Annotated in this window: 21 protein-coding genes, 1 tRNA gene and 4 pseudogenes; 1 reads left to right on the top strand and 25 read right to left on the bottom strand. The window is 62.1% G+C overall.

The features are described 5' to 3' along the window. Positions 1–2 precede the first annotated feature (2 nt). The 23 genes and pseudogenes from EL22_RS02515 to EL22_RS02625 form a co-directional block, all read right to left on the bottom strand. Complete coding sequence (locus tag EL22_RS02515) at positions 3–470, bottom strand: 50S ribosomal protein L30 (protein WP_050050010.1); 468 nt, start codon at positions 468–470, stop codon at positions 3–5. Next, positions 467–1,095: pseudogene (locus tag EL22_RS02520) on the bottom strand (30S ribosomal protein S5). The gene EL22_RS02515 and the pseudogene EL22_RS02520 overlap by 4 nt, the downstream one beginning before the upstream one ends. Then, positions 1,092–1,640, bottom strand: a complete 549-nt coding sequence (locus EL22_RS02525; protein WP_050050012.1) for a 50S ribosomal protein L18 — start codon at positions 1,638–1,640, stop codon at positions 1,092–1,094. The pseudogene EL22_RS02520 and the gene EL22_RS02525 overlap by 4 nt, the downstream one beginning before the upstream one ends. Beyond that, complete coding sequence (locus EL22_RS02530; protein ID WP_050050013.1) at positions 1,640–2,089, bottom strand: 50S ribosomal protein L19e; 450 nt, start codon at positions 2,087–2,089, stop codon at positions 1,640–1,642. Before EL22_RS02530 ends, EL22_RS02525 begins: the two co-directional genes overlap by 1 nt. Continuing rightward, positions 2,086–2,841 carry a 50S ribosomal protein L32e gene (locus EL22_RS02535; protein ID WP_050050014.1) on the bottom strand — a complete coding sequence of 252 codons (756 nt, stop codon included), beginning with the start codon at positions 2,839–2,841 and terminating at the stop codon, positions 2,086–2,088. The genes EL22_RS02530 and EL22_RS02535 overlap by 4 nt, the downstream gene beginning before the upstream one ends. Before the next feature lie 3 nt (positions 2,842–2,844). After that, positions 2,845–3,378, bottom strand: coding sequence for a 50S ribosomal protein L6 (locus EL22_RS02540; RefSeq protein WP_050050015.1), 534 nt, complete (start codon positions 3,376–3,378; stop codon positions 2,845–2,847). A gap of 2 nt (positions 3,379–3,380) precedes the next feature. Beyond that, positions 3,381–3,773, bottom strand: a complete 393-nt coding sequence (locus tag EL22_RS02545; protein WP_049953238.1) for a 30S ribosomal protein S8 — start codon at positions 3,771–3,773, stop codon at positions 3,381–3,383. Next, positions 3,770–3,946: a 30S ribosomal protein S14 gene (locus EL22_RS02550; protein WP_050050016.1), complete on the bottom strand. Its 177-nt coding sequence runs from the start codon at positions 3,944–3,946 to the stop codon at positions 3,770–3,772. Before EL22_RS02550 ends, EL22_RS02545 begins: the two co-directional genes overlap by 4 nt. Beyond that, positions 3,939–4,478 (bottom strand): 50S ribosomal protein L5, encoded by a 540-nt coding sequence (locus EL22_RS02555; RefSeq protein ID WP_050050017.1) that lies wholly within the window; start codon positions 4,476–4,478, stop codon positions 3,939–3,941. Before EL22_RS02555 ends, EL22_RS02550 begins: the two co-directional genes overlap by 8 nt. Continuing rightward, the gene (locus EL22_RS02560; RefSeq protein WP_050050018.1) at positions 4,475–5,218 is read right to left on the bottom strand and encodes a 30S ribosomal protein S4e; all 744 of its coding nucleotides are present in this window, start codon (positions 5,216–5,218) and stop codon (positions 4,475–4,477) included. The genes EL22_RS02555 and EL22_RS02560 overlap by 4 nt, the downstream gene beginning before the upstream one ends. After that, on the bottom strand, positions 5,215–5,571 hold the full coding sequence (gene rplX / locus EL22_RS02565) for a 50S ribosomal protein L24 (protein ID WP_050050019.1): 357 nt from the start codon (positions 5,569–5,571) through the stop codon (positions 5,215–5,217). The genes EL22_RS02560 and rplX overlap by 4 nt, the downstream gene beginning before the upstream one ends. Before the next feature lie 3 nt (positions 5,572–5,574). Further along, positions 5,575–5,972 (bottom strand): annotated as a pseudogene (locus tag EL22_RS02570) (50S ribosomal protein L14). Then, a complete protein-coding gene (locus EL22_RS02575; RefSeq protein ID WP_050050021.1) occupies positions 5,972–6,421 on the bottom strand; it encodes a 30S ribosomal protein S17 in 450 nt (149 codons plus the stop codon). The pseudogene EL22_RS02570 and the gene EL22_RS02575 overlap by 1 nt, the downstream one beginning before the upstream one ends. Further along, entirely contained in the window at positions 6,412–6,912 is a 501-nt protein-coding gene (locus EL22_RS02580) for a ribonuclease P protein subunit (RefSeq protein WP_050050022.1), read from the bottom strand. The genes EL22_RS02575 and EL22_RS02580 overlap by 10 nt, the downstream gene beginning before the upstream one ends. A gap of 10 nt (positions 6,913–6,922) precedes the next feature. Next, a complete protein-coding gene (rpmC, locus tag EL22_RS02585) occupies positions 6,923–7,180 on the bottom strand; it encodes a 50S ribosomal protein L29 (protein WP_050050023.1) in 258 nt (85 codons plus the stop codon). After that, complete coding sequence (locus tag EL22_RS02590) at positions 7,180–8,118, bottom strand: 30S ribosomal protein S3 (RefSeq protein ID WP_050050024.1); 939 nt, start codon at positions 8,116–8,118, stop codon at positions 7,180–7,182. The genes rpmC and EL22_RS02590 overlap by 1 nt, the downstream gene beginning before the upstream one ends. Continuing rightward, positions 8,119–8,601, bottom strand: a complete 483-nt coding sequence (locus EL22_RS02595; protein ID WP_050050025.1) for a 50S ribosomal protein L22 — start codon at positions 8,599–8,601, stop codon at positions 8,119–8,121. A 7-nt stretch (positions 8,602–8,608) separates the two neighbouring features. Next, positions 8,609–9,031, bottom strand: a complete 423-nt coding sequence (locus EL22_RS02600; protein WP_050050026.1) for a 30S ribosomal protein S19 — start codon at positions 9,029–9,031, stop codon at positions 8,609–8,611. Further along, positions 9,028–9,749 (bottom strand): annotated as a pseudogene (locus tag EL22_RS02605) (50S ribosomal protein L2). The gene EL22_RS02600 and the pseudogene EL22_RS02605 overlap by 4 nt, the downstream one beginning before the upstream one ends. Before the next feature lie 2 nt (positions 9,750–9,751). After that, positions 9,752–10,006: a 50S ribosomal protein L23 gene (locus EL22_RS02610; protein ID WP_050050027.1), complete on the bottom strand. Its 255-nt coding sequence runs from the start codon at positions 10,004–10,006 to the stop codon at positions 9,752–9,754. Further along, a complete protein-coding gene (rpl4p, locus tag EL22_RS02615) occupies positions 10,003–10,755 on the bottom strand; it encodes a 50S ribosomal protein L4 (RefSeq protein ID WP_050050028.1) in 753 nt (250 codons plus the stop codon). Before rpl4p ends, EL22_RS02610 begins: the two co-directional genes overlap by 4 nt. A 3-nt stretch (positions 10,756–10,758) precedes the next feature. Continuing rightward, positions 10,759–11,777: pseudogene (locus tag EL22_RS02620) on the bottom strand (50S ribosomal protein L3). A 4-nt stretch (positions 11,778–11,781) separates the two neighbouring features. Further along, positions 11,782–12,663 carry a putative RNA uridine N3 methyltransferase gene (locus EL22_RS02625; RefSeq protein ID WP_050050030.1) on the bottom strand — a complete coding sequence of 294 codons (882 nt, stop codon included), beginning with the start codon at positions 12,661–12,663 and terminating at the stop codon, positions 11,782–11,784. 304 nt (positions 12,664–12,967) lie between these two features. Here EL22_RS02625 and EL22_RS02630 point away from each other — a divergent pair. Further along, positions 12,968–13,038, top strand: a tRNA-Gly gene (locus EL22_RS02630). Positions 13,039–13,434: 396 nt separating this feature from the next. On the opposite strand, the gene EL22_RS02635 is transcribed toward EL22_RS02630, so the two are convergent. Together EL22_RS02635 and EL22_RS02640 are read right to left on the bottom strand one after the other, a co-directional pair. Further along, positions 13,435–13,998: a dihydrofolate reductase family protein gene (locus EL22_RS02635; RefSeq protein WP_050050486.1), complete on the bottom strand. Its 564-nt coding sequence runs from the start codon at positions 13,996–13,998 to the stop codon at positions 13,435–13,437. 509 nt (positions 13,999–14,507) lie between these two features. Beyond that, positions 14,508–15,878 carry an NAD(P)/FAD-dependent oxidoreductase gene (locus tag EL22_RS02640; RefSeq protein ID WP_050050031.1) on the bottom strand — a complete coding sequence of 457 codons (1,371 nt, stop codon included), beginning with the start codon at positions 15,876–15,878 and terminating at the stop codon, positions 14,508–14,510. Positions 15,879–15,967: the final 89 nt, after the last annotated feature.

The raw sequence follows: 15,967 nt of genomic DNA on the forward strand, positions 1-15,967 counted from the left end.
GGTTATCGCATCGATTCTAGGAGGTCGTTAATCTCCTGGGTTGTATGTTTTCCGAGTTGGCCACCCTCTGCGGCGGCGTGTTTGAGGCCGTCGTGACCGCCCCGCGGCGGGTGCAATCGAAGCGTCGGCGAGAGACCTTCCTCGCGAAGCGTCGTCTCTTCGGCCAGCAGCGATTCGGCCAGTTCGCTAAAGTCGCTGTACTCCGTGTTCTCCTCGAGCCACTCCTCGTCGACATCGGACTGACGGCCCTCGAGCGGTTCCGCTCGGTTCGCGAGCAGCGTTTCGAGGACGTTCTGGTCCGGTTCGCCGTGGGCAACGAAGTCGTTTACCTTCGTCACCATTCCCCGGTACGCGTCGGTATCCGGGATCAACGTCGCGTGGTTGACGTTGTGGATGTTGAGCATCGAGAGCGTGTCGTCGACTTCGGTCTCCCGATTTACCTCGCCGCGAAGCTGTACGACGGCTTTCATCCGTCGATCACCTCGGGCTGGCGCGCTTGCGAGGCGTTCTCGAGCGCGTTGTAGGTCGCCTTCGCGAGGTTGACCGTCGTTCGGGTGTTACCGTGGCTTTTCGTCCAGGCGTTTTCGATGCCCGCGAGCTCGAGGACGGCGTTGACCGTGTCACTCGCCGCCAGTCCCAGGCCTTCCGGCGCGGGGATGAGTTCGACCTCGACGGAGCCGGCTTTGCCGGTCGTCTGGTGGGTCAGCGAGTGTGGCCGTCGGACCGGTCCTCCCAGGATCCCGAACCGCGCGGGACCTTGATCATGTTGAGCTTTGCGATACCGATCGCCTTCTGGATGGCGGAGCCGACCTGATCGTCTCGTCCCTCGGCGTACCCGATGAATCCGTCGCGGTTGCCGACGACACAGACACAGCGGAACTTTACCCGCCGTCCGGAGTCGGTCATGCGCTGGACCATGTTGATGTCGAGAACCTCGTCGTCCAGTCCGGGGAGGAGCTGGTCGACGATTTCGGGTTCCTTCAGGGGAAGCCCCGTGTTGAGGGCGTCGTCCATCGTGTCGATGTCGCCCTCCTGGACCTTCCGGCCGAGACGGGTGACCGGCTGCCAGCCGTCGTCGTAGTCGTTTCCACTCATTCTAGGATCGCCTCTCGTACGTCATCGAAATGTTCGGGTAGTTCGGTCGCATCGAACTCGCCGCTGTAGAGCGGTTCGTCGAGGCTCTCAGCGTACTCAGCGATGTGTTCGCCGCGAGTTCGCTCCCAGTCCGCGAGGACGCTATCGTTGTGGGGAATCTCGAGACCGGCGTCGATCGCACCCTCCTGTACGGCAAAGGCCTTGTTGCCGGGCGTCGCCGTGTTCAGACCGATATCGAGGACCGCCTCCTCGAGATCGGATTCGACTGCGCGTTTGCCGGCCAGCAGGCCGGTCAGGTACGCCGCCGGAATGTTTCCCGTCGGTGCTTCCCAGCCGTACTCGGCTAAGTCGCTCGAGTGTGCGCTCGCGATCGTTTCGTCGCCCTGGGGTCCGGGGGAGATCAGCTGCGCCGTAGTGTGCTTGTTGCTCTTGCGAGCAACGAGGCGGGGCTTGCCCGATTTCAGCAGGCGCAACCTCTGGTGGTAATCCGTCCGGACCTCACGGCGACGACGCATCGGTACTTTGTATCGTGGTCCTGTCGCCATTATTGGTCACCGTAGTTGTCGTCGATGTAGTTCAACAGGTACCGAACGCTTCGGAACTCGCCACCGCCCGCTTTCTTGTAGAGCTGACGGTACTGCGTCGGCGTTAGTTCGCCTTTATCGCGGAGTTCACGGAGCTTTCGGCGCTGTGCGCGAATCTGTTTGGTCCACTCGTCTTTCTCGTTCTGGCGTGCGCCCTTCTTGCCGCGGCGCTTGCCCGGGCCGTTCTGGTGGCCGTACGCGCGTTTCGCGTTGCGCTCACGGGCCTGTCCGCGGGAGTTCCCGCTGGCCTCCTCGGCCTGGATAACGCCCTGATCGACGAGGTCGCGGATTTCGTCACGCGTGATCGCCTCGGCGATGTCGGACTGGGCGTCGGGATCGAGCCAGACACGGTTCTTGCCGACGTCGAGGACGTCGGATGCCAGTCGTTTCTGTGCGGAAAGATCGGTCATTGTTCGTCCTCCACTTCGACTTCCACGTAGGTCGGGTTCAACACGCGAACGCCATCGTCTTCGGCGAGTTCCTCGATCCGCTCGCGTTTGCGAGCGCCGACCGAGGAGGCGATCCGAACCGCCTGAGTATCGCCGTCGACACCCTCGAGGTCGTCCGTGTTCTCGACGTAGACCTCTTCGAAGCCACTCGGATGCTTGCCTCGAGCGGCTTTCGGCGTTCGGTAGCCGGCCTGAACCTTCGGCCCCTTTCCTTTGACGCCTTTGCGCTGCTTCGAGAGCTGACCGCGCGGGCGTCGCCAGGATTCGGGCGTCCGCTTTTTCATGTGGTAGTCCTGCCGGTTGAACTGCGGTTTGCCTTCAGCGCTGCGCTGGTTCAGCAACCGCTGTTCGTTTTCCGAGAGCTCCGGCGTCTTCTCGACGAGACCGCGCGGTTGCAGTTCCGTCTCGACGTCTTCGTCGATGTCCTCCTCGGCGTCTTCGTCTTCGATCTCGGCTTCGGTCTCCTCGGAAACCTCGAGGTCGCCGACGTCGGCCTTGATACGCGCGGCGAGCGCGTTGCCGATACCGTCGATCTCGGCGAGGTCGTCCTGGGACGCCTCTTTGACGTCCGTGACGGATTCGTATTCGGCATCGCGAAGCGCGTCGGCCTTGCTCGCACCGACACCGCTGATGCTCTCGAGTTCTTCTGGCTCGTCGCCTGCGTCCGAGGGAGCCTGTTCGTCAGTGTCGTCTGCGTGTTCGTCGTCTGCCATCTATCAGGCACCTCCGGCTGCCGGCTTTTCGGTGATGTAGACCCCGTCCTGGAAGACGCGGGTGTCCTTTCCTTTGACCTTCGTCAGCTGTTCGATGTCAGCCGCGGTCTGTCCGACGTCCTCTTTGTTGGGACCGACGAGGGTGAGTTGCTCACCGTCGACGGAGACGTCGGTGTCACCGTGGATAGTCGTTCGTCGCTCTGCCTTCTCGCCAAGGAAGTTCTCGATGACGACCTCGCTGCCTTCGGCGCGGACCTGCATCGGGAAGTGAGAGTAGAAGACTTCCATCTTGTACTCCCAGCCCGCGGTCACGCCGTGGAAGGCGTTCTGGATGTGGCTCTCGAAGGTGCCAACGGTCGCGTTCGTTTTCGCGTCCTCGTTGTCACTTTCGATGACCACGGTGTCGTCTTCGACCTCGACGGTTACGTCGGGATACCAAAGGCGCCGCGTGATGGTGCCTTCCGGACCTTCGACGGTCACGTCGAGATGGTCGACCTCGGCGGTTACTTCGTCGGGAATTTCCAGTTCAACTCGCATTGTTAGTAGACGTATGCGATCACCTGCCCTCCAATCCCCTTCTCGCGTGCCTCGTAGTGGCTCATGATGCCACTGCTCGTCGTGACGACGAGCGTCCCGAAGTCTCGAGCCGGGAGGAACCGTTTCTCCCATTTCTCGAATTCATCGGCACCGACGGCATAGCGGGGTTTGACGGGCCCACATTCGTTGATCGCTCCTTTCAGTTCGACTTCGAACGTACCGGCTTTTCCGTCGTCGACGAGATCGAATCCGTCGATGTACCCGCGGTCGTAAAAGACCTCGAGCACGCTGCCGATTTCGTTCGAGGCGGGCTGTACCTCGTGGCTCAGGTGCCCGACGTCCTCCGCGTTGTCGAGCCCCGAAAGCGCGTTGCTGAGCGGATTATTCCCTGTCATCTGTACTTCTTGAATCCCATGTCGCGGGCGATTTCGCGGAAGCACTGCCGGCACAGGTTGATGTCGTACTTGCCGACGAGTCCCTGCTTTCGACCGCAGCGCTGGCAGGCCTCGATCTGGCCCGTGCGCTTTTCGGCGTGTTCGCCCGTTCGATCGTTTTCACTTTCACTCATCTGTGGACTCCTCCACGTCGACGTCGAAACTGCCCTCGAGGTACGCGATCGCGTCCTCGGGTGTCAGTCGATGTCGCGATGGAATCTGTTGGGTCGCTTTGTCGCGTTTCGAGACGCGGTATCCCGGTCGGACCAGGTTGACGGTCACGTCAAGCCCGTAGATCCCGATACTCGGGTCGTACTCCTGACTCGGGAAGTCGGTGTGTTCCTCGACACCGAAACTGAAGTTCCCCGTGTCGTCGAACTGGTTCGCCGAGAGGTCGGCAAGAGCCAGGGCCGTCTCGAGGAATTCGTTCGCGTCGTCGTCACGGAGCGTGACTTTGGTACCGATCGGCTCTCCCTCGCGGATTCCGAACTCGGGTTCGGTCCGTTTGGCCTGCGTTCGAACGCTTTGCTGGCCGGTGACTTCCTCGATGATGTCTTCGGCTTTCCCCAGGTCGCGGCCACCGCGGCCGACGCCCATGTGGACGACGACCTTTTCGACGCGCGGTTGGCGCATCTCGTGGAACTCGGCGTCGCTCGCTTCGCTCATTCGTCATCACCCGCGCTCGCGGTTGCACCGCTCGCGTCACTCGACGACGCGTCGTCGCCCGTAAACTTCTCGTCGATGACGAAGACGTACTCCTCGACGGTCTCGAACAGTTCGTCGTCGGTCTCGACAGTCACGATGTTGGATCCGCTTCCTTTCGTGACTTCGATGTTCTCGATCGTACCGATCTTGCCGGCGTGGTTGCCGCGAACGGCCGTCACGAGTTCGCCCTCTTCGTACGGGAAGTGCGCGACGACCGATTTGTCGTCGTTGTCGATGACAAGCGAGTCTTTCGCGCTGTACTCGTCGTCGACAATAACGTTCGTTCCGTCGTGCAGCGTCAACTGGGTGTTCCCACCCGTGACCTGTTGTTTGTTTTCGATCTTGCCGAGGCGGCTATCGGCCGCGTCGGCGTCGATCGGGGTCAGCGCGAGTCGACCGCCCTCATCGGGGAAGATTCGATAGTACTCCTCGAGGTCCGGGAACGCGACGATGTCGAACATGCCGATCGGGCGCTGTTCGTCGTTGATCGCGTCGCCGTTGACGAGGATCGAGTCCTCCGAGAGCGCGTAGCGCGCTTCTTTCTTCGAGTCGACGTAGCCGAGAACGTCCCGCAGGAGAACGACCAGCGGAACGCCCGCTTCACCGTGCGGGCCGGCGCCGGCCTTGACGGTGAACGTCTCGGTCTTGCGCTCGACGGGCCAGGATTTCGGTACCGAGAGTCGTTTCTGATGGTTGCTCATGCAGTCTCACCTTCCAGGCGCGCCTCGCGTCGGTCGTCCTCGAGATCGAGTTCGGTGATGCGAACGTTCGAGGACTCGAGCGGCCGCGGCACTTCCTCGCCGTCTGCCGTCTCGATCGTCACGTCCTCGACGTGGATCACCTGCTCGGTGAGGTCGACACGCAGCACTTCACCCTCCTCTCCGGCGTGATCGCCGCGCATGACTTCGACCGTGTCGCCCGCGTTGACGCGGGTTCGACGCGTGTCGTACTCGTCGCGAAGATCGTCCGAAAGGGTGGCGTGAAGCTGCTTCTGTCGCTGGTGAAGCGGGGCACGCGCAGTTTCGTTTCGTTGTTTGTGTGGTTGTTTGCTCATTGTCTATACGATCATCGTTGCCGTGCTGGCGATTGCTCCGAAGCGCTCTGCGACTTCGCGGGCGATCGGGCCCTTGATTTCCGTGCCGCGGGGCTCTTCGTTCTCGTCGATGATGACCGCCGCGTTGTCCTCGAACTTCAGTCGCGTGCCGTCGGGCCGGCGGATCGACTTCCGCTGGCGAACGACGACGGCCTCGAGGACCTGTCGGCGCATCTCGGGGGTACCCTTCGTGACCGAGACGGTCACTTTGTCACCGATTCCCGCCTTCGGCTGGCGGCTCTTGGTGCGTGGTAGCCCGAAACGCTGATGATCTTGAGTTCCCGCGCGCCGGTGTTGTCGGCACACGTGACCAGCGACCCCTTCTTGAGTCCCTGGGTGACGTCGGCTTTCATCGCCTCCATCACTGATCACCGTCGGTTTCGTCTTCGTCCGCGTCCGTGGCGACGTCCTCGGCCGAGAGTTCCCGTTCCGGTTCGCTCTGACGGGTCAACTCGGCGAGGTCCTCGGCGGTCGCTTCTTCGGTTACTTCGACGACCACGTGCGATTTCGTCTTCGACAGTGGTCGGGTCTCTGCGATCTTGACCGTGTCACCGACCGAGAGCGGCTCGAGCACGCCCGGCACGTGTGCCGGAATGCGCGAGCGACGTTTCATCTGACGGTCGTACTTCGGAACCGTCACGTCGTACTCTCGCTCGACGACTACGGACTTGTCCATGTCCGTCGAGACGACCGTTCCCTCGAGGATCTGTCCTCGAACGGAAAGCTCGCCGTAGAACGGACACTTCTCGTAGTCGTACTCCTCCGGGTTTTCTGGTTCCGGAGGCGTTGTTACGTCTAGTCCTATTGCCATGGTGAATCACCTGACGTTTCTGTTCGTCGGGCAGGTCGTGAGAGCAGCCGCGATCCATCGACCGTAACGTAGGCTACGCCCTCGCCAGCGTCGTTGCGGCCGTCCCGCGAGGGGGCGGCGCGACGACAGCTAACGGTAGATCCGTCAGCTCGGTCCTCGTCGGAAGACGAGGGTTGAGTGTCGGCCAGTTTGGACGCAGTCCCCGAGGACTTCTCGTCCCCGGCGGCTTCATCTGTGATCGCGAACTCGAACACCGTGCCCGATTTCGGCACCATCACCACTCGAGACGCTCCGTCCTCACGCTCGACTGTCGAACAGTCTCGCCAGCGTTCCGCCTCAGGCGGAACGCAGACCTCGATCGAGAGCGTCTTCATCGTCTCGACGACGACGCGGCCCTCGAGGCCCTCCCGTCCCTCGTCGTCGCTCTCGACGACGCGGACCGGAAGTCCGTTGAGTTCGTGTCGTGGGAGTGTCTCTGGTGTGAGTGCCATCGTTCTTTCGTTATTCGTCTGTGTCGGCCGCGGCTTCATCGCTACCGCTCGAAGACGCATCGTCCTCGAAGTCGCCTTCTTCCTGCTGGACCGTCTTGATCCGCGCGATGGTGCGGCTCAGTTCGCCGATGCGACCCGGATTCTCCGGCGCACCGCCGGCCGCGAGGACGGACTTCTGGTTGAGCAACTCGGTCTCGAGTTCCTCGAGTTCCGCCGCTCGTTCTGCGGCCGTCATGTCACGAACCTCTGCGACGTGGAGGATCGCCATCAGGAATCACCCTCCTCGGCGTCCTCGTCATCCGCCGCTTCCATCTCGTCTAAGAGCTCCTCGGCTTCGGCTTCGACATCTTCCTCGAGTTCGTCGAGGTCTTCCTCGACATCCTCGGCGGAATCGCCGGCCTCTGCGTCGGTCTCCTCGGATTCGACTTCTTCTTCGATGACCTCCTCGACGACTTCCTCGTCGAGGTCAGACTCGTCCGCGTCGGCTTCTGGCGCAGCATCCTCGTCCTCGTCAGCTTCCGCAGCCTCGTCTGCCTCGGGCTCTCCCTCGAGCAGTTCTTCGACGCCTTCGTTCGCTTCGACGGCATCGGGAACGACCTCTTCGGGATCCATATCGTCGTGGATCTGGAAGTCGTCGGGGAGTTCGGCTCCCGGCGGGATGATCTTGACATCAACGCCAATGGTGCCGAGTTTCATGACCGCGACGCCTTGGCCGTGGTCGACGACCTCTTCGGCGGGTTCGCCGTTGTGTTTGATGTAGCCGCGGTTGAACTTCTCGACGCGCGAGCGTGCGCCCGTCACCTTTCCAGAGAGGACGATCTCGGCACCGAGCGCACCGGCTTCCATGATCCGGTCGATCGTCGTGTGACCGGCCTTGCGGAAGTACCAGCCGCGCTCGAGTGCGTTCGAGAGTCGGTCGGCGACGATTCGGGCGTTCAGATCGGGTTCTTCGACCTCCTGAACGTCGATCTGCGGATCCTCGAGGTTGAATCGGTCCTCGAGGGCCGTCGTCACCTTCCGAATGTTCTCGCCGCCTTTGCCGATGACCATCCCAGGTTTCTCCGCTTTGAGAACGATCTGGGTTCCCATCGGCGTCTTGGCGACGTCCATGCCACCGTAGCCCGCACGACCAAGTTCTTCTTCGAAGAACTCGTCGATCTGCGATCGCTGTAGGCCGTTTTCGATGAATTGGTGTTCGTCTGCCATTTAGTTCTCACCTCCCTCGTCGGCGGCGTCTGCCGATTCGACGACGATTTCGACGTCGACTTGCGGCGTGTTCCACGACGAGGCCCGTCCCATCGCTCGCGGCTTCCGGCCGACGGATTCGCCGACCTTGTGGGCGGCGACGTGGACGATCTCCATCGCTTCCCCGTCGAACCCCTGGTGTTCCGCGTTCGCGGTGACGTTCTCTAAGAGGTCGAGGAATTCTTCGCTTACCTTCTCCGGGTAGCGGCCAGCGTCCCAGCCGTCGATGTCCGATCGGTGTCCGACGCCGCTGTTGTGCGAACGGAACGGGACCGACTGGTTCTCGTCGATGACATCCTGCAGGTACGCCTGTGCGTCCCCAACGGTTCGACCCTTGAGTTCGCGTGCGACCTCTTTACTGTGCTTGTGGCTCATGTGACGCTCCCGGAGCATCGCCTTCGCGGTGGAATCCGGGTCGGCGTCGACTGAGTAGTTGATTCCCATGCGTTGATCACTTCAGTGGGACGAACTTCGACGAGCGAGTCGCACCGATGCCGGCCTGTCCGTGTTCGACGGACGTCCGGGTCAACTGGAACTCGCCGAGATAGTGACCGATCATCTCGGGTTCGACTCGCACGCGCTCGAAGGACTGGCCGTTGTACACGGCAAACGTGAGCCCGACGAACTCCGGGAGGATCGGCATGTTCCGGAGGTGCGTACGGATCGGCGCGTTCGCTGTCGTCTCCTCGTCTTTCCCGCGGGCCTTCTCGAGCAGTTTCTCCTGCTCGACCGAAAGGCCGCGTTCGATACTTCGCCGCTTGCGAGCGGGTAGCAGTTCCACGACATCATCGAGGTCCATCTCCTGCAGTTCCTCGAGCGTGTGGCCGCGGTAGGTGAACTCACCTTCACGGCCGGTTCGGTAGTCAGAACTCATTTGTCACCACCTCGGCCGGTTCGGCGCGAGGAAATGTCGCCCACCTTCCGTCCCGGCGGTGCGTCCCGCGAGACGGACTTGGGCTTGCCGGGGTGCTGGCGGCCACCGCCACCGAAGGGGTGGTCGATCGCGTTCATCGCAACACCGCGGACGCGAGGCCACTTGGTGCCTCGCGCTTTCATCTTGTGGTATTTGTTCCCTGCCTTGACGAACGGCTTCTCCGTTCGACCGCCACCGGCGACGACGCCGATGGTCGCACGACACTGCGGGTCGAGGCGCTTGACCTCGCCGCTTGGAAGCTGTACGACCGCCGCGTCGCGGTCGTGCGTGATCAGGTCTGCGTTGACCCCAGAGGAGCGGGCGAACTTGCCGCCGTCGCCTGATTGGCCTCGACGTTACAGATCGGGACTCCCTCGGGGATCTCCGCCAGCGGGAGCGTGTTCCCGGGCTTGATCTCCGCGGAGATGCCGACCTGAATCTCGTCGCCGACCGTCACGCCCTCCGGCGCGAGGATGAGTCGCTGATCGCCGTCTTCGAACTCGACAGCGACGACCGGCGCGGAGCGGGCTGGATCGTGTTCGACGTCGACGACCGTCCCACGAACGACGTCGCTGTCCTCGGGCTTTTTGTGCTCGAGCTTTGCCTTGTACCGGTGTGAGGGAGCGCGGAACGTCGGCGTCCCGCGTCCGCGTCGTTGTCCGAGAATTCGTCGTCCCATTCTCAGAACACCCCGATTCGCGAGGCGACTTCCTGTGCGTCGTCGTCCTCGGAGAGTTTGACGATTGCTTTCTTGGTTCCGTTCATCGTTATCTGCGTGTTGACGTCGGTGACGCCGACGTCGAAGCGCTCCTCGACGACGTCTTCGATCTCCGGTTTGGTGGCGTCGACGTTGACGACGAACTGGAGCTTGTTCTCGAAGTCCATGTCGTTCATCGCCTTCTCGGTGACGAGCGGGTAGTCGATGATCGATTTCATCGGTCTGCCACCTCCTCGAGTGCGCTTTCGGTCCAGACCGTCAGTCGGCCTGGCTGGGTGCCCGGCGCGAGGTCCTCCGCGTTGACTTCGGCGGCGGTTGCGACGTCGGCACCAGCGAGGTTGCGAGCGGCCCGCGACGGACCGGTCTCGCTCGAGGTGACGAAGAGGATCGATTTCGGCGTGTCGTACTTGCGGCCACGGGTCGTCCCGCGTCCGGATCGGACGTTTCGACCCTCGTCGGCGCGCTCGATGTCGGCGTCGATGCCGACTTCCTCGAGGAAGGAGACGATCTCCTTCGTCTTGACGAGGTCCTCGAACTCGTCGCTGACGACCAGCGGGAGTTCGGCGTCGTCGTCGAACTGGTGGCCGCGCTCGGCCACGAGTTCGGCGTCGGTCGTCGCAGCGATCGCGCTGCGGACGGCCAGTTTCTTCTCTTTCGTGTTGATCGATTCAGTCTGGTCTTTTTCGGCTTTCGGCGGGTGTGCCTTTCGTCCCGAGACAGCCTGTGGAACGCGTCGAGCGCGTCCGTTCTCTCGCGGAACGTGGGCCATGCCGCGGCCACTACCGAACGATTCGGCGGGCGTGCGCATGCCCGCGAACTCGTCGGCGCCGTAGTCCTGTTTTCGGTTGGCCTGTGACGTGCGGACGGCACGGGCGATCAGGTCCGGGCGGAACTGCGTATCGAAGACCGCCGGGAGCTCGATTTCCCCTGCGTCTGCACCGTCCAGGTCGCGTACTGTTGCCTGCATGGGTTATCCCTGGTTTGATGCGGTGGAGACGTACCGAACCTCGGGATCGAGGCGCGGCTGGTCTCCGGGTCGGATCGCCGGGCGGAAGCGTACGAGACGCTTGTTCGGCCCGGGGAGCGAGCCCTTGATCAGCGCGTGTGGTCCGTCGACTTCGCCGTAGTTGACGAAGCCGCCGTCGACCGTCGCGTCTGCGCCGTCGCCGATGTCGACGAGGCGCTTGTTCAGTTCGGTTCGCTGGTGGTAGCCCGTCTGTCCCTGCTGTGGAACCGTCGAGCGAACGCGGCTCGGGTTCCACGGACCGAGGTTACCGATGCGGCGACGCCATCCCTGCCGGGCGTGTTTGCCCTTTCGCTTCTGGACGCCCCAGCGTTTGACAGGACCTGCGTCCCTTTCCCTTTCGTGACGCCGCTTGCGTCGACGTACTCGCCGGCACGGAAGACGTCGTTCAGGACGTGCTCGCCGCCGTCGGCGACCAGTTCGAGTGCGAACTCGAGACGTTCCTCGACGGAACCGCCGCCGACGCGCGTCTCCATGACGTCCGGCTTCTTCTTCGGGACCGACTGCACGGAACCGGGTACTGTGTGGGTGATGACGCGAACGTCGTCGACGCGGCCCTGCTCGAACAGGTCGCGCACGTCGGCTTCGGCAGCCTCGACGTCGTAGTCATCTCCGGGAAGGTCCAGAACGCGATCGAGATCGTCGTCGAACTCGTCGGTCCAGACCTCGGTTATCGGCTTGATACCATACGGTGTGTCTTCGTACGCACGCAGAGCGACGGCGCGCATCGGCGGCGTCTCCACGATGGTGACGGGAACGGTCGTCTCCATTCCCTCGGTCGTCGAGTTAGCGGCGTCGTCGACCATTACCACGTGGGTCATGCCGGCCTTGTAGCCCGCGAAGCCCTGGAGCGTTGGCTGTCCATCGTCGTCCGGCCACGAGTTGAATCGTGGGACCTCGCTGGTCGCACGCTGTCGTGGACCGAACCCGAGTGAGCCTTTGCGTGGTGCGTTTGGTTGTGGCATTCTATCACGCTCTCAATGTGAGGGAAGCGAGCGTGGCGAACAGCGCTTCTTCCGTTCGCACGACGTCGCTTCCCTGGTTCGGAACCGTATTGAGCCAGAGGTCGAACCCCGGATCGCCGTTGGGTTCGACGTCTGCGTCGTCCGCGGCATCGAGTCGCGCGACACCATCCGTTCGCACGGTGTCGGCGTCGATGCCGAGGATTGCCGGCAGCCCTCTCTCGGGCGCGCCGAACGCGACGGTGAGACCGTCCCGCTCGATTCGTCCGGCCAGCGTCTCGAGTTTCCCCACGGTGAGCGCTTCACCGAACCGGGAAGCTGCGATTCGAACGCCGGCATCCTCACGGCTGAGAGCCGCCGAAAGGTCCGTTTGCTCGATCGACAACCCCTGTGTGGGCTTGCCGACGATTTTCGCACGGACCGGTCGTCGCGAAGAGATCCTGACTGTCACGCGCTCTCCCTGCTCGAGTGCCATCTCCGACGGCACGTTCAGAGAGATCGGGTGTTGCAGTCCGCAATTGACCCGGACGCGTTGATCAGGTCCGACCTCGGTCACGATTCCGTATCTTTTCGACCCCGAATCGTCGGATTCGGAGCCGGTCTGTGACGGTGCGCGGAGCGGCGGTAAGACGCCCACGTACTCCAGTTCGTCCCGTTTGCCCCAGATCTCCTTTCGGAGATGCGGAGGCGTCGTGGCGTACCGCAGTACGGTGCGTACGAACCCGCCGTCTAATTTCCCCGTTTCGCCCTCCCGGTCCGGGAAGACGATCAGGCGATCCGCCCGAAAGATCGTCGCCGCGCGAGCGACGTATCCGAGTTTGCGAGTCGCCTCGCGTTTGTCCTCGGCTTCTCGAGCGATCGACGACGGCACGAGTACGCGTGTGGTCATACCGTGACGCTTCGGCGCCTCGTCACTAGACTGTAGCGATATTTCCTGATGGGATCTTAAAAGGGTAGCGGAATCGTTTCCGGCTGTGACCCTCTGACAGTCTCGAATTCGTGCGTATCAGCCACACGCATAGTTACCACATCCAACGCGTTCGGTCGAGCGCCGTTTTTCGGCCGATTCGGCGGTTTCCAGCGGGCTGGCGCTCGAGGCCGGAAGATCGACGCCGTCGTGTGATTGTCTCTCGAGAGCGAGTCGATTCGCAACCCTTATACATCCCACCCGATGTATTCAGAAGTGTAGCAGGGCGTTGGTAGTGTAGTGGTATCACGTGACCTTGCCATGGTCACAACCTGGGTTCAAATCCCAGCCAACGCATATTTCTCCGAACAATCGCGTGAGGAGAAATATCTATCTGGGTTTGAATCAGACGAGTCGCAGCACCGAGCGAAGCGAGGTGATCGTCTCGGCGTGGTTCAAATCCCAGCCAACGCACTTCTGTCGCGAACAAACTCGTGAGCGACGGTAGTCACTGGATTTGAATTATACTGAGGTTCTGCGAGCTTGCGAGCAGGTTCTCAGGAGTAGTTCAAATCCCAGCCAACGCATATTTCTCCGAACAATCGCGTGAGGAGAAATATCTATCTGGGTTTGAATCAGACGAGTCGCAGCATCTTGCTGCTGTTCGCTGATTGGTCACGTGCACTCCAGTGGCTCGAGAGTCGGTATCGTGATTTTGCAGGAACTCCGTAGCCCATACAAAAGTTCTATCGATTATTTCCCGGTGGACTCGTGCACCTCGTAGGTCAGAACTGCAAAAACGTCCTCCCGTTTCTCTACGTTGACTAGTTTCAGGGGTGGTTCGGTAATCCGACGCGGCAATAGCGGCACACCCGAAGCGAGCGTGACGGGAGCGACGCTGAGCAGAATCTCGTCGAGTAGCCCGTGATCGTAGAACTGTCCCGCGAGTTCACCACCGCCGACGAGCCAGACGTTCTCGCCATCTGCGGTCTTTACCATATTCGTGTGGACCGGCGCAACACCCCCTTGCACGAAGCGGATGTCCGCACCCTCGACCGACGGTAGTTCTCGAGTGCTGAACACCCACGCTGGGGTCTCGTACGGCCAGTTTTCTGGATGCTCCAGTAAGTTCTCGTGCTCGAGGAGCCACTCGTACGTCGTCGACCCCATGGCGATGGCACCGACTCGATCGACGAACCGGGAGTAATCGTCGTTCACGCCCTCGACGTCTCCGAATCGCAAAAGCCAGTCGAGAGAATTATTGGCATCGGCGAGATACCCGTCGATGCTCGTTGCAACGTAGTACTGGGTCTTCATCCGTTCGATCACCTTAGAGGACGCCGTCTGTCGAAATAAAGCTCGTCTGCTCGTATCTCAACCTGTCCGCCATCGTACCACGCTCGTGATCAGTGCCCACAGCCACAAAACGACGAGATAGAGACCCGGTGCGGGACAACGAGGCTCTACGATCGATTAGAGCTGCTGTGAATTCTCTCTGCTATTCAGAGGTACTGCTATGTATATCAAAATGTACGCCCGGAACACTAACGTCCAGCCTCATCCCGTGGCGGCGCGCCGCGTCGGCTGGCTAACCCTCGTGCCGGGCGGGTGAGTTAGACGGCCTCACCATCCGTGTCGCGGTTTGGACCGCGAGACCGGTGGACCGTACCACCATGGTGTCGCGCGCCCGGGTTCGCCGTGTGATCATCGCACCCGTGTGGGTAAACTCGAACGGGGACTTGAGGCGCGCACTCGAGCTAGCACAGCCGCGGGTTTAAACTCTCCCGTCGAACGCCGCCGCTGGATCCGAGTTTGCGCCTCGAGAACTAGTAGACGTACTGGTCTTCGTCGAACTGCACGTACGTCCCGTTTCGGTAGGCGAACTGGCGTTTCTTGTACGCGCCGAGTATTTTGGCCGCGCCGAGACCGGCGCTGTAGCGGTTCGAAATGATCGAGCCGTCGTCCGCGGATCCCTGCATCTTTCCGATTGTCTCGAACGCCCAGTCCCAGTTGTCCGGTTCGTACTCAGCGACGATGTCGGCGAACGCGACGTTGCGACGGATCTCGTCGCCGATCGCGCGTTTCCAGACCGCGTTGTAGTTCTCGAGCGAGTCCGTCGCGGCGAGTCGCCCGGCGATCTTTCCGGTGCGGACGGCGACGTGGTAGCCGCCCTCGTGGAACGCCGAGGTCGTTCCCATCGCGCCGCCAGCGACGGCGACGTTCGCGCCGACGGGTGACTCGATCGGACGCGTCGAGGAGATCGGGTAGGTTTCGGTTCCCTTCGACTTGCCCCGGTCTTCGACGAGCGGAAAATCCTCCTCGATGTCGTACTCGTCACCGTACTCGAGTTCGAGCAACCGGCGAATGTACTCCGAGCCCGACGGAATGCCGTCGTCGGAGGGGCGAAGCAGTTTGTACGACTTGGGCGAGTCGACGTCCTCGAGGGTCATTCCGATAGGCATGGTCAGCCCGACGCGGGCGACCGTCCCGTCGTTGGGGAACACCCACGGATACGCGGTTTCGCCGGGCATATACCCCCACCAGAACTTCAGTCGGTCCTCCTCGAAGAGTTCCTCGGGGAACTCGCGATACTCCTGGTAGGCGATGTGGTTCGCTTCGGGCGGCGAGAGGTACTCGCTCATGCTCGAGCCCGGCTTCGTGAACTGATCGAGCGCGTCGAGGGTGATGCGTCGCTGCGGTCCGTCGGCGAGTATCGCGTACTCCGCTCGGATTTCGTCGCCGTTCGACAGGGCGAGCGTGTGCGACGGCCCGGAGAGGTCAGTTTCGATCGATTTGACTCCCGTTCCGACCCGCAGCTCCGCGCCGGCGTGGGCGGCGCGTTCGTGGAGCCAGTCGTCCATGCGAGCGCGATGGAACGTGTACCCGAAGTTCGGGTAGGGGGCGTCCATGCCGGTGGTGTTCAACTGGATCGACGAGGTCGGCCCGACGAAGTCGGTTCCCTCGAGTTCCTGAAGGACGACCTCGTCGGGAATTTCCTCGAAGTCGAAGTCCATGATGTCGATCCAGTAATCGAGCATTCCCGCGGCGTCGGTCGAATCGGGGCCGACTTCGGCGCGGTCCTCTCGCGGAACGCCCTGTTCGAACAGGACGGTCTCCGCGCCGTGGGAGGCGGCCCGTTCGGCGGCGGCCGCCCCTGCGGGTCCGCCACCGACAATCGCGACGTCGACGTGTTCCATACTCCGTTCGGAGTCTGCGAGCCATATTAAACTGCCTGAAATTCGTATCCGCTGTCCTGAAAGATCGGTCGGAACCAACGTTTTTGACG

Origin of the sequence: Halostagnicola sp. A56, assembly GCF_000691505.1 — an archaeon.
In the GTDB taxonomy this organism is placed as follows: Archaea; Halobacteriota; Halobacteria; order Halobacteriales; family Natrialbaceae; genus Halostagnicola.